Origin of the sequence: Streptomyces sp. NPDC048275 (genome assembly GCF_040652275.1) — a bacterium.
Lineage (GTDB): Bacteria > Actinomycetota > Actinomycetes > Streptomycetales > Streptomycetaceae > Streptomyces.
The window spans coordinates 19,265-31,764 of the sequence record NZ_JBEZLR010000111.1; the positions used below are offsets into that span (position 1 = coordinate 19,265).

The following is a 12,500-nucleotide window of genomic DNA, read 5'->3' on the forward strand; positions in this document are numbered from 1 at the left end:
ACCTGCTGCTGGCCGCTCGCGCTCTTGTAGACGCAGGCCATCACGACACCTCTCCGGCACGGTCGGTGACGGCGCGGAATGTCGTGCTCAGGCTTCGTTGGTGTAGTGCAGGAGACGGTCCAGGCCGATGGTGTGCAGGGTGCTTCTCACCTGGGTGTTGGCGCCGGTGATCACCACGGGCACGTCGGCCGACCGGGCCGCGGACACGGCGTCGAAGAACACCCGGGTGCCGTCGCGGGTCAGGACGCTGACCTTCGTCAGGTCGACCTCCAGGGCGGCCGGGCCCCCTGCGAGAGCGTCGGCCACCTGACGCCTCGCACGCCCAGCGGTCGTGGCGTTGATTTCTCCGTGCAGATGGACGACCGCCCGCCGCCGCTCCTGTGCCTTGGACGAGACGGCGGTGCGGGCCAGGGGCCGGGCGGTGTGCAGGGCGGTCCGCAACGCTGCGGCGGCTGCGATCAGGCACAGGAGCTGGGCCCAGGACGGTTCGACGCGGGTGCCGGTCCAGACCAACACTGCGGTCGTCAGCAGCCACGCTCCTGCTGCCAGCAGAGTCCGGCGACGGGCGGTCACGCCACACCGTCGCGGTCGCGCTGGTAGACATCGGGGATGCCGTCCGCGTCCTCGTCCACGTTCTCCGCCTCCCACAGCCTGCGATAGATACGGTCGCGTCGTTTGAGGAGTACCGCGGCCAGGGCGGCGGCGATCAGGGAGCCGGCCAGGACGGCGGCCTTGACCGGTTCGGCGGCGGCGGGGTCGGGGAAGGCCAGTTCCCCGATCAGCAAGGAGACGGTGAACCCGATCCCGGCCAGCACCGCGAGCGCGAACACATCAGCCCAGGCCAGATCGGGGTTGAGGCGGGCGCGAGTGTACCGGGCGGCCAGATAGGTGCCCGCGAAGATACCGACCGTCTTGCCGAGTACCAGGCCCAGTACGACGCCCAGCGGCTCGGGCCGGGTGAACACCTCCCCGAGCATGGGAAGCGTGATGCTCACCCCGGCTGCGAACAGGGCGAACAGCGGCACCGCGATGCCCGCTGAGACGGGGCGCAGCAGGTGCTCGGTCCACTCGCCGGGCGAGGCAACCTCCTTCTTGCGGCCCGGCGCCGCCGTGTCGCGCCGGGTCCGCAGGATCAGCCCCATCGCCACGCCGGCCACCGTCGCGTGGACGCCGCCGTTGTACATCAGCGCTCAGATCGCCACGCCCAGCGGGACGTACCACCACCAGCCGCGGACCCGGAACCGCTGGAGGAGATAGAAGACGACGAGTCCGGCGAACGCCCCGCCCAGGGCGGGCAGGTTCAGGTCGGCGGTGAAGAACGCCGCGATGATGAGGATCGCGCCCAGGTCGTCGACGACCGCAAGGGTGAGGAGGAAGGCCCGCAGGGCTGCGGGCAGGTGCGTGCTGAGCACGGCCAGCACCGCCAGGGCGAAGGCGATGTCCGTGGCCATCGGCACCGCCCAGCCTGCCGGGGAACCGGCGCCGGCCGACGCGGTTGCCGCGTAGAGCGCGGCGGGCACCGCCATCCCGCACACCGCGGCGACCACCGGCAGAGCAGCAGCGGCCGGGGTGCGCAGTTCGCCGACCACCAGCTCGCGCTTCAGCTCGATCCCCGCCACGAGGAAGAAGACGCTCAGCAGCCCGTCGGACGTCCAGTGCCCCACCGACAGATCCAGCCCGAGCGCGGGTATGTCGAAGTGGAAGTCGCGGACCGTCTCGTAGCTCGTACTCCAGGGGGAGTTCGCCCAGCCCAGTGCTACCACCGCGGCTGCCAGCAGTACCAGGCCACCGACCGTCTCGGTGCGCAGGGCCCGGGCCACCGCCGTTCGCTCGGGCCAGGGCAGCAAGCCGAGGAAGACGGGACGCTCACGGGGGCGGCGGACATCAGTGGTGCCTCCAGCTGATCAGCGAAACGGACACAGTGGTCCCTATCGCCGACCAGACTTCCCGGCACACCTCGCTCGTCTTGACGCGTTCTTTACACCTTATAGGGACAAGGCCCGTACGGGGCGACGTCCCTCCGGATCTCCGCGATTCCCTACTCCTTGGCCGAGATCTCAAACAGCGGCCAGTGGTGTACGGACTGCTGCCCGGGACGCAGCGGTGGGTGCCGCGCCGCCAGCAGCGCTGGCCGGCGGATAGCGCCGCGAAGATCGTGCTTTTGTCCACTCGCGGACCAGGCCCTGCGGGCTGAAGACTGCCCACCATGACCACGACCCCGGCTCCCGATCAGTCCGCGGCCTCCGAGCAGGAACGGTGGCTGACACCCGGGGTGCGGGGTATCGGCTCCGCCAGTCTCCTCGCGGACGTCGGCCATGAGATCCCCACCGCCCTGCTGCCGTCGCTGCTGACCTCCACGCTCGGCGCGCCGGCCGCGGCGCTGGGCGCGATCGAAGGCGTCTCGGACGCGCTCGCCGGGGCCGCCCGCTTTGGCGGCGGCGTTCTGGCCGACGATCCAGCCCGCCGCCGTACGGTCGCGGTCGGCGGCTACGCCACCACCGCCGTGCTCGGCGCGGCGATCGGCGGGGCCACCTCCGTATGGCAGGTCGGCGTGCTGCGGGCCGCCGCCTGGACCGCGCGGGGCCTGCGCGTACCTGCACGCAACGCCCTGCTCGCGGACATCGTCCCGGCGAAGGCGTACGGGCGGGCGTACGGCTTCGAGCGGATGATGGACAACCTCGGCGCGATCTTCGGGCCCCTGCTCGCTCTGGGCCTGGTGGCCTGGCTCGGTGTGCAGTGGGCCATCGGGCTCTCGGTGATCCCGGGGCTGCTGGCCGCCGCCGCGATCATCTACGCCATCCGCCACACCCCGACGCCGACGCGCAGGGACAAGGTGCCGCTGCGCATCCGTGTACGGCCCGTCCTGCGCGGTGAGCTGGGCCGGCTGATGGGGGCCGTGGCTGCCTTCGAAGTGGGCAACGTCGCCGCGACCCTGCTCATCCTGCGGGCCACCGAACTGCTCACCCCCGACCACGGCACGAAGACGGCGACCACCATCGCGCTCGGTCTCTACACGGCGTACAACATCGCCGCGACCGTCGCCTCGGTTCCGGCGGGGCGCCTGGCCGACCGGCTCGGACCGCGCGGACCGCTCCTCGTCCTGGCGGCGGGAGTCGCGGCGTTCGCCACCGCCTACGGGCTGTTCGCCGCCGGTGGCACGGTCGTTGCCGTGCTGGCGATCCCGTTCGTCCTGGCCGGCGTCGGGATCGGCGCGGTGGAGACCGCCCAGCACTCCGCGGTGGCCACGCTGGCCCCCGAGGACCTGCGCGGCTCGGCATTCGGCCTGCTGGCCACCGTGCAGTCGTTGGGGAACCTCGCCGCATCCGCCGTCGCGGGCATCCTGTGGAGCGCGGTGTCTCCGACCGCCGCCTTCGCCTATCTCGCGGCGTGGATGCTGCTCGCTCTCGGCGGCCTGCTCACCGCCGTCCGGCGGTCCTAGCCGGCCAGGGGATAGCCGGCCAGGGGATCACCCCCAGGTCGCGAGCATCTGCCCCATGGCGGCCATCACGGACGGCTCGACGCGGTAGTACACCCAGGTGCCCCGCCGCTCGGAGGTCAGCAGGCCGGCCTCCTTGAGCTTCTTCAGGTGGTGGGAGACCGTCGGCTGCGAGACGCCCACGTCGGAGATGTCGCACACGCACGCCTCGCCGCCCTCGTGCGAGGCGACCAGCGAGAACAGGCGCAGGCGGACCGGGTCGCCGAGCGCCTTGAACATCGCGGCGGTCCGCTCGGCCTCCTCGGCCGTCAGCGGCCGCTCGGTGAGGGGCGGACAGCATGGCGCAGCGGCGTCGGGAGCCTCGGGTTCGAGCAGTGGCAGCACCTGGACGTTCGACATACGTCTATGTTGACACATGTCGAACCAGAGCGGCGAGGCTGTGCAGGCTCCGTCTCAGCTGGAGGCCAGGTGGGCCGCCAGGCGGCGGGCGATACGGGCTGCGTCCCGGCCCACACCGCGCAGGGAGTTCGATGACAGGTTGCGCTGCCACTCCATCCCGACGTACGCCAGACCGGGGTGCGTGAGTGATACGCCCTCACGGTGGCGCGGGTGGCCGCGCTCGTCGAGCGCGCCAAGAGGGGCGAGGTAGCCCAGGTCGGGTCGGTAACCGGTGGCCAGCAGGATCGCGTCGACCACCTCCCTGCTTCCGTCGGCCCAGGTGACCTTGGCGCCGTCCACGCCGGTGAAGACCGGGCGCCTGTCCGGCGCCCCCGCCGTGACGGCGGCCCGGTAGCGGCCGTCGTCGATGACCAGCTGGGTCGGCGGGGTGCGCAGGAACCTCCCCACGGGCAGCGTGTCGAGACCGGTGCGGGTCAGCCACCAGTGCAGGTCCCGGCCGAGGGTGTGCTGACGGGCGAAGCGAACCGGGTGCCGGGATGCGAGGGTCACTCGTGCCCGCTCGCCGAGTTCGGCAGCGATCTGCACCGCGGAGTTCCCGGCCCCGACGACCACGACACGCTGCTCGGCGAACGGCTCGGGCGAGCGGTAGTCGGCCGTATGCAGCACCGTGCCGGTGAAGCCGTCCAGGCCGGGCAGCTCGGGGCGGTGGGGCCGGCCGAAGGTGCCGACGCCGCGACCACCGCACGGGCGGACAGCCGTCCGCCGCCCTCCAGGCCGAGCGTGAACCCGCCGTCGGCGGCGCGTACTTCGCGCACCCGTGTCCGGGGGCGGATGTCGGCGTCCATGCGGTCGGCATACCGCAGCAGATAGGCGACGACCTCGTCCCGATGCGGGTAGCGGTCCGGGTCCCCGCCGAAGGGCATGCCCGGCAGGGAGCTGTACCTGGCGGGAGAGAAAAGAGTGAGGCTGTCGTAGTAGCGCGGCCACGACCCTGCCGCTTGCTCGGACTCCTCCAGCACCACCGGCTCCAGGCCCCGAGCCCGCAGGCTGTGGGCTGCGGCCAGCCCGGACTGACCGCCCCCGATCACCGCGACGTCAACGCGCTCCACAAGCGATCTCCAGATTCGACGAATGTCTATGTTGACGCTCATCGAATCAGGTGCCATGCTGGCTGAGCAAGAGATTGACGGATATCAAAGCAAAAGGGGATCGCCGTGGCTGTGTTCATCAACAGCGTGCCCACCACCGACCAGCTGCCCGTCGTGGTCATCGGGGCCGGCCCCGTCGGCCTGGCCGCCGCCGCTCATCTCCTCGAGCGCGACATCGAGCCGCTGGTGCTGGAAGCCGGCCCTTCCGCCGGGACCGCCGTACGGGAGTGGGCGCACGTGAGGCTGTTCTCCCCTGGGCCGAGGTCACCGCGCCCGCCGCCGAGAAGCTGCTCGCGCCGACCGGCTGGGTGCGCCCCGACGGCTCGGCGTACCCGACCGGCGGCGACTGGGCCGAGCAGTACCTGAAGCCGCTGGCCGACGTCCTGGGAGACAAGGTCCGCTTCGGCGCCCGCGTCACCGGCGTCTCCCGCCTCGGCCGCGACCGGGTCGTGGACGCCGACCGCGAGCAGCAGCCCTTCACCGTCCACCTCTTCAACGCCGACGGCACCGAAGAGCGGATCACCGCCCGCGCCGTCATCGACGCCTCCGGCACCTGGTCCGACCCCAGCCCGATCGGCGGCGAAGGCCTGCCCGCCCTCGGCGAGCGCACCGCAGCCGACCGCATCTCCTACCGCGTCCCCGACCTCAAGGACCCGGCCGTACGCGCCCGTTACGCGGGCAAGCGCACCGCCGTGATCGGCTCTGGCGCCTCCGCGTTCACCGCCCTCGCCTACCTCGCCAAGGACGCCCCCGGCACGCATGCCACGTGGATCCTGCGGCGCGGCATCGGCGGCTCCACCTTCGGCGGCGGCGAAGCCGACGAGCTCCCCGCCCGCGGCGCACTCGGACTGCGCGCCAAGGCCGCCGTGGACGAAGGCCACGCCGACGCCGTCACCGGCTTCCGTACGACCTCGGTCGAGAAGAGCGGCGAGCAGCTGGTACTCGTGGCGGAGGACGGCCGCCGCCTCGACCCGGTCGATGAGGTCATCGTCCTGACCGGTTTCCGCCCCGACCTGTCCTTCCTCGCGGAACTGCGCCTCGGCCTCGACGAGCGCCTGCAGGCGCCGACCGCGCTGGCCCCACTCATCGACCCCAACGTGCACTCCTGCGGCACCGTCTACCCGCACGGCGCGGGCGAGCTGTCCCACCCGGAGCGGGACGTCTACCTGGTCGGCATGAAGTCCTACGGCCGCGCCCCCACCTTCCTCGCCATGACCGGCTACGAGCAGGTCCGCTCCATCGCCGCCTCCCTGGCAGGAGACCAGGAGGCGGCCGAGCGCGTCGAGTTGACCCTGCCGGAGACCGGAGTCTGCGGCGGAGCAGGTCTCTTCGACGAGCCGGAGAACGCAGAGCAGTCCGGCGGCGGATGCTGCGCCGCACCCACCACCCTCCAGATCGGCATCGGTGCCCCGGCCGCGTCCGGCGGCTGCTGACGCCTCATCCCGCCCATCCAGCAGGAGGCTCGCCATGTCCCGCGTACAGCTCGCCCTCCGCGTCCCCGACCTCACCGCGTCCATTGCCTTCTACACCAAGCTCTTCGGCACCGAGCCCGCCAAACTCCGCGACGGCTACGCCAACTTCACCATCGCCGAGCCCCCGCTCAAGCTCGTCCTCATCGAAGGCACCGCAGGCGATGCGACCCGCATGGACCACCTCGGCGTCGAGGTCGAGACGACCGAAGCGGTCCACGCCGCCACCGCCCGCCTCGGCGAGGCCGGCCTGGCCACCGATGTGGAGAACGACACCACCTGCTGCTACGCCCTCCAGGACAAGGTCTGGGTCCACGGCCCCGGCCAAGAACCCTGGGAGGTGTACGTCGTCAAGGCCGACGCCGACTCCCTGGCCAAGCAACAGGGCAGCACCTGCTGCACCGGCCCGGCCGAGGCCGACACCGACTCGAAGGAACCGGCCGTCGCGGGCGGCTGCTGCTGATCCGCCGATGACCAACCTCCACACCAGCGAGGCCGTGACCGGAACGGGAGACCGGTCACGGCCTCGCGCCGTTCTGCCCGCCCTGTGCGCCACCCAGATCACCAGCTGGGGAATCGTCTACTACGCCTTCCCGGTCCTGAACGCCCGCATCACCACCGACACCGGCTGGTCAACCACCACGACCACCGCGGCCTTCTCCGCAGCACTTCTCGTCTCCGCCCTCGCCGGTATCCCAGTCGGCCGCATCCTGGACGAACGCGGCCCACGCGCCGTGATGACGACCGGCTCCCTCCTGGGCGTTGCCGCCGTGCTGGCCATCGCGTACGCCCCCAACCTCGCCGTCTTCACCGGAGCGTGGCTGCTCGCCGGCATGGCCATGGCCGCGACCCTCTACCAGCCGGCCTTCGCCGCCCTCACCCGCTGGTGGGGCGAGGACCGCGTCCGCGTCCTCACCATCGTCACCCTCGCCGGCGGCCTGGCCTCCACCGTCTTCGCACCCCTGACGGCCACCCTCGCCGAACACCTCAGCTGGCGCACCACCTACGCCGTCCTCGCCGCGATCCTCGCCGCCATCACCGTCCCCGCCCACGCGCTCGCACTCCGAGCTCCCTGGCCCCCGGCACCGCAACACTCCGCCCAACAGACCGCCGTGGGCACGCCGGTTGCCCGCAGCCGCCCCTTCCTCTTCCTGGCCGCCGCCCTCGCCCTCAACGGCTTCGCGATGTATGCGGTGGTCTTCGCACTCGTGTCCCTGCTGTTGGACCGCGGCGCCGGACCGACCACAGCCGCATGGGCCCTCGGACTGGGCGGCGCAGGACAGACCCTGGGTCGCATGCTGTACGCCAGGCTCGCACGCCACTCGAGCACAACCACCCGCACCGTCGTCCTGGTTGCCGCGGGTGCCGCGACGACGACAGCCCTTGCACTCGTGCCTGGCCCGATCCCGCTGCTCGTCGTCCTGGCCATCGCAGCGGGAATGGTCCGCGGCAACCTCACACTCCTTCAGGCGACGGCCGTCACCGACCGTTGGGGTGCTACCCACTACGGCCGCCTCTCCGGCCTTCTCATCGCCCCTGCCACCATCGCCGCCGCCCTTGCACCGTGGGCCGCAACCAGTCTCGCCACGGCACTCGGCGGCTACCCGCCCCTCTTCCTCGCACTCGCCGTCGCATCGGCCGCAGCCGCCGTCCTCGCATCCCAGACCAGCACAAAACGGTGAGCCCTCGACGCTCGCGGTCGCAGGAGCGCAGGTGCCTGCGGAGCTGAATCCATAGCGACCGGGCGTCGTGGCCGCCAGCGGCGCTCGTCTTTCCACAGCTCGTTGCCGCGACACGTTTGGTCCACCGGTTCGAGGCGCAGCCCCCGTCAACTACCGCCCGGCTCGAGCGGGCGGAATGGGTCGCGTCACGTCTGACCGTCCGCCGCCGCTGCTGCCATCAGCGGTTCCGCGGCCTCCTCGGGCGTATTCGGGGGCACGACCAGCAGGTCCCAGCGGCCCTGGCCGGGCGCGAGCAGGACGATGGTGTGCGCGGCGGATGCCGTGAGGGTCCTGTGCAGCCGTACGACCTGGTTGGAGACGAGCATCCGGCCGGGCACCGCGGACCAGGTCGCCCCGCTGACCGTGACGCTGGTGATGTGGCCCCAACCGCGCGGCAACCCGGCGAGCAGCCGGGGGAGTTCGGCGAGCAGGTCGTACGAACGGGGCCACCACGCTCCGTCGATCGGCCGGGGCATATCGCCGTGCGGTGCCAGGCGCAGGCGCAGGAGGGGATGGGAGGGAAACGGGGGCTGTAGTGCGGTGGCCATGAGAGCTCCTACCAACTTCCGTACGCAGATGAGTAGTTGATGTCGGCGCGGCAGGCGGCGACGCGGGCCGGACTTGGCCGGCGCACGTCGTGCACCCAGCCGAGGCGTTCGAAGAGGTGGATGACGGCGGCTCCTCGGCCTGGATGCGGATGGCGCGGCCGGATTTACGGGCCGCCCTTTGAGGACGGGTGGCGTGCTGCGGAAGGAAGGTGGGCCGGTGGACCCGAACACGAGGCGACAGTCCGGGGCGGGCCGGTCCCAGTTCCGGCATACGGAAAGTCCTCGTCCTTTTCACCGTACTCCGGCCCGTGTCACAACCGCGTCTGTTCGCAAGCGGCATCGCGTTGACACGGGCCGGCACCGGGCGTTGACCAGCTGCATGGCTGAGAGCCTTGCCGCTCCGCACATCCGGCACGACGCGCAGGAAAGCGGCACTTGATGATGTACGAGCAGACGCGCGCCCCACAGTCGACGGATCAGGCCCGCGGCGTCACAGGACGCCGCGCCCCGGATCCGGGACCGCAGTCCCCGTCGGACGAGCGGGACAAGATCGCCGAGTGTCTCGGAGCTCTACGGACGAGCCGGATTCGCACTCCTTCGCGATGCGCCCGCCGCGCGGCGGCTCGGGACAATGGCCGGAGGACGGCTGAACACCGGATGCCCCTCCGGCTACGGCCGCGATGCCGCCCGGGTCTCTTCGTGGGCGTGCGGGTATTTTGCGGTGCGGTGCTGGAAGGCGAGCACCTTGGGGTTTTGGACGACGCCCCCGCGGATTTCGATGGCGTGCCGGATCGTGTCGTCAGAGTCCCAGCCGTCGGGGCCCTGGAGCGCGACGTCCAGATAGGGCAGGAGGGCCTCGCTGTTCTCCCAGGTCGCGGAGTTCCACAGGTAGGAGGGGCTGTGGTCCACCGCGTAGTACCTGACGTGGTCGCCGACGGTGAACATCGGGTCGGTGAAGGTGGTGGGCCGGGCCCAGTCGAAGCCCATGCCCTCGTCGCAGGAGACGTCGATGACCAGGGTGCCGGGGGCCAGCTTGGACAGGTCCTCGTCTATCAGGAACATCAGCGGCGCGTCGGTGTCCTGCAGCACGCAGTTGACGATGATGTCGTGCCCGGCGAGGAACTCGGCCAGCGGCAGGGGGCCGTCCTCGGTGAGGGCGACACTGCGTCGCGGGTCGAGGGTGTCGTCGGCCTTGTCGTGGTCGAAGTGGACGATCCGTGCGGAGTGGATCGGGGAGCTGACGGCGGTGACGCCACGCGCGGTGAGCACGTCGACGTCGTGCACGCCCAGGGCGCTGAGCGCGGTCACTGCGCCGCGGGCGGTCGCGCCGAAGCCGATGACGACGGCGCGCTGCCGCCGCCCGTAGTCGCCGGTCACGCCGGTCAGTTGCATGGCGTGCAGGACCGAGGAGTACCCGGCCAGCTCGTTGTTCTTGTGGAAGACGTGCAGGTTGAAGGCGCCGCTGCCGGTCCAGTGGTTCATCGCTTCTAAGGCGATCAACGTCAGCCGCCGGTCGATGGCGGTCTGGGTGAGCCTCTCGTCCTGGACGCAGTGCGGCCAGCCCCACAAGACCTGACCCTCGCGCAGTTCTGCCAGGTCTTCGTGGAGTGGTTTGGCCAGCAGGATGACAGCGCAGTCGGCGATGAGTTCCTCGCGCGTGCGGAAGCCCGCGACGAGCGGGGTGAGCCGGCCGTCTGGGACGCCGAAATGCTCTCCGTAGTTTTCCTGGAGGTAGATGCGCTTGCGGAGACCGGCGTCGATGCGGTCGAAATGAGCGGGGTGAACGGGCAGACGATGCTCGTTTTCCTTGCGGGTCTGCGACATGATTCCGAGCGTGAGCTGCTGCAAAATGCCCCTTTGATTGCTCCCTGTCTACAGATCTTCAATGGCTGAGGTTACGGCGGTTGAAAGTCGAGGCCGGTCTTGGCGGTAAGACCGTCGATGAGGCCGGGTCGGTACTGAAGCTTCCCCTTGATCGTGGACACCTGGAGACTGGGACGTCAGAGCCCAGAGGAAGCAGTGCCAGGTGGGAAGCAAGTACACGAATCGGTACTCGGACGAGTACAAGCGGGACGCGATCGAGCTCGTGCGGTCGTCGGGCCGGACGGTGACCGAGGTCGCCCGGGAGCTCGGGGTCAGTTCGGAGTCGTTGCGGGGCTGGGTGAAGAAGGCCCGCGCCGCCCAGGACACCGGATCGGTCCCCGCCGCCGGGCGGGCCGGGCAGAGTGCCGCTGACCGGGACGAGGAGCTGAAGCGGCTGCGGAAGCTGACCGCCGAGCAGGCGAAGACTATCGAGATCTTGAAAAAAGCGACCGCCTTCGTGTGTCCTGAACGGAAAGGGGCTGCCGGTGTAGGTCGGTAGCAACTGGATGGTGCTGCACAGATGATGAGGGTTTGGCCCCTCGGAGTCGCCCCCGCGTAGGGAGGCTCCAAACCGCCTCCTGCTGCGTTGGCTGATTGTGTCCTGAACGTGAAAGGGAGCTGGTTGTAGGACAGTTTCTGGGATCGATGCTGTGCGAGAGATGAAGGTCTGGCCCTTCAGAGTCGCCCTGCGGAGGGAGGCTCTAAACCGCCTCATGCTGCGTTAGCCAAAGACTGTCGTGGTGAGCGATGAGGAAAAGGCGTCCGTGACGGCGTCAGGTGGGGATCGGGAAGACGAGCGCAAGCGAATCGTTGCTGAAGCGTCGTGAAGCAGACAGATGGCATCAAAACCGGGGTCTTCAGCTTACCCCGGGATGAGCCTGGCGGTTATCCGCTTACTGGCCAGGTGGTGTCCGGCGTGTAGACGACGTGAGCCCGATCTGCCGCTTTCGCATGGAACAGGAGAAGGCGTGCCTCGATACCGCCCCGCCTTTGGGTGGGCGAGAGGGAGTGTCCCAAGTGGCGGACACCGCAAGGGATCGAGTACCGATGCGGGGCGCGCTGGCGGACCGGCTCGTAGTAGTGATGAAGCTCCTGTAATGGGAGTGAAGCGAAGGGGCCGGGCCATTCGTGACGTTGTTTATCTAGACAACCGGGGATTCCCGGGAGGACCTTCATGGACGCGTTGAAGTCATCAGGCAAGCCGTTTGACATTTCGAAGCGGGAAGTCTGGGAGGCATACGAAGGAGTGAAAGCGAACAGAGGTGCGCCCGGTGTGGACAGTCGATCCATTGAGGACTTCGAGAAGGATCTAAAGGGAAACCTTTATAAAATCTGGAACAGAATGTCGTCAGGGACGTACTTTCCTCCGCCGGTGCGTGCGGTGGAGATTCCCAAGTCGTCACCTGAAGGCGGCGTGAGAATCTTGGGCGTGCCCACGGTGGCCGACAGAATCGCCCAGACCGTAGTGGCCAGGCATCTCATGGAACGGGTTGAGCCCGTGTTCCATGCGGACTCCTACGGCTACCGGCCCGGACGATCGGCATTGGATGCGGTGGAACGCTGCCGTCAGCGCTGCTGGAAGAGGGACTGGGTGATCGATCTCGATGTCCAGAAGTTCTTCGACAGCGTCCGGTGGGACCTCATCATCAAGGCCGTGGAAGCGCACACCGATGCCCGTTGGGTGATTCTCTATGTGAAGCGGTGGCTCCAGGCCCCGTTTCAACTGCCTGACGGCACCTTGCAGGTACGAGACCGGGGAACCCCACAGGGCAATGCCACGTAGTTAGGAAACGGCGAGGATTTTGATGTTGGGCGGGTCAGGGTGGTGAGTGGTGGATTCGGTGGGTTGTTTCTTTCTGTAGGCGTGGACATGGACGCGTTTGACGGCTCGCGGGCTGGTGCGGTGGCGTCGGCGC

At 69.6% G+C, this 12,500-nt stretch carries 9 protein-coding genes and 3 pseudogenes; 6 read left to right on the plus strand and 6 right to left on the minus strand.

What is annotated here, in order from left to right:
- Window positions 1–87 precede the first annotated feature (87 nt).
- A complete protein-coding gene (locus AB0D57_RS40110) occupies window positions 88–573 on the minus strand; it encodes an STAS domain-containing protein (protein ID WP_362085454.1) in 486 nt (161 codons plus the stop codon).
- Window positions 570–1,847 (minus strand): annotated as a pseudogene (gene nhaA / locus AB0D57_RS40115) (Na+/H+ antiporter NhaA). Before nhaA ends, AB0D57_RS40110 begins: the two are co-directional and overlap by 4 nt.
- A 359-nt stretch (window positions 1,848–2,206) precedes the next feature.
- On the opposite strand from nhaA, the gene AB0D57_RS40120 reads away from it, so the two are divergent.
- Window positions 2,207–3,439, plus strand: coding sequence for an MFS transporter (locus tag AB0D57_RS40120; RefSeq protein ID WP_362085457.1), 1,233 nt, complete (start codon window positions 2,207–2,209; stop codon window positions 3,437–3,439).
- A 27-nt stretch (window positions 3,440–3,466) separates the two neighbouring features.
- Here AB0D57_RS40120 and AB0D57_RS40125 read toward each other — a convergent pair whose 3' ends face one another.
- Together AB0D57_RS40125 and AB0D57_RS40130 are read right to left on the minus strand one after the other, a co-directional pair.
- The gene (locus AB0D57_RS40125; protein ID WP_362085460.1) at window positions 3,467–3,835 is read right to left on the minus strand and encodes a metalloregulator ArsR/SmtB family transcription factor; all 369 of its coding nucleotides are present in this window, start codon (window positions 3,833–3,835) and stop codon (window positions 3,467–3,469) included.
- 54 nt (window positions 3,836–3,889) lie between these two features.
- Window positions 3,890–5,001 (minus strand): annotated as a pseudogene (locus AB0D57_RS40130) (NAD(P)/FAD-dependent oxidoreductase).
- A 60-nt stretch (window positions 5,002–5,061) separates the two neighbouring features.
- Here AB0D57_RS40130 and AB0D57_RS40135 point away from each other — a divergent pair.
- From AB0D57_RS40135 to AB0D57_RS40145, 3 genes and pseudogenes are all read left to right on the plus strand, one after another.
- Window positions 5,062–6,416, plus strand: a pseudogene (locus AB0D57_RS40135) (NAD(P)-binding domain-containing protein).
- Between the two features lie 34 nt (window positions 6,417–6,450).
- On the plus strand, window positions 6,451–6,915 hold the full coding sequence (locus AB0D57_RS40140) for an ArsI/CadI family heavy metal resistance metalloenzyme (RefSeq protein WP_362085463.1): 465 nt from the start codon (window positions 6,451–6,453) through the stop codon (window positions 6,913–6,915).
- Between the two features lie 7 nt (window positions 6,916–6,922).
- Window positions 6,923–8,134 (plus strand): MFS transporter, encoded by a 1,212-nt coding sequence (locus tag AB0D57_RS40145; protein ID WP_362085466.1) that lies wholly within the window; start codon window positions 6,923–6,925, stop codon window positions 8,132–8,134.
- Between the two features lie 185 nt (window positions 8,135–8,319).
- On the opposite strand, the gene AB0D57_RS40150 is transcribed toward AB0D57_RS40145, so the two are convergent.
- Both AB0D57_RS40150 and AB0D57_RS40155 read right to left on the minus strand, forming a co-directional pair.
- Window positions 8,320–8,721 carry a DUF5994 family protein gene (locus AB0D57_RS40150; RefSeq protein ID WP_362085469.1) on the minus strand — a complete coding sequence of 134 codons (402 nt, stop codon included), beginning with the start codon at window positions 8,719–8,721 and terminating at the stop codon, window positions 8,320–8,322.
- Between the two features lie 669 nt (window positions 8,722–9,390).
- A complete protein-coding gene (locus AB0D57_RS40155) occupies window positions 9,391–10,569 on the minus strand; it encodes a N(5)-(carboxyethyl)ornithine synthase (RefSeq protein ID WP_362085472.1) in 1,179 nt (392 codons plus the stop codon).
- A gap of 178 nt (window positions 10,570–10,747) precedes the next feature.
- Between AB0D57_RS40155 and AB0D57_RS40160 the strand changes: the two genes are divergently transcribed.
- On the plus strand, window positions 10,748–11,083 hold the full coding sequence (locus tag AB0D57_RS40160; RefSeq protein ID WP_362085475.1) for a transposase: 336 nt from the start codon (window positions 10,748–10,750) through the stop codon (window positions 11,081–11,083).
- Window positions 11,084–11,758: 675 nt separating this feature from the next.
- Window positions 11,759–12,367 (plus strand): reverse transcriptase domain-containing protein, encoded by a 609-nt coding sequence (locus tag AB0D57_RS40165; RefSeq protein ID WP_362085478.1) that lies wholly within the window; start codon window positions 11,759–11,761, stop codon window positions 12,365–12,367.
- Window positions 12,368–12,500 lie beyond the last annotated feature (133 nt).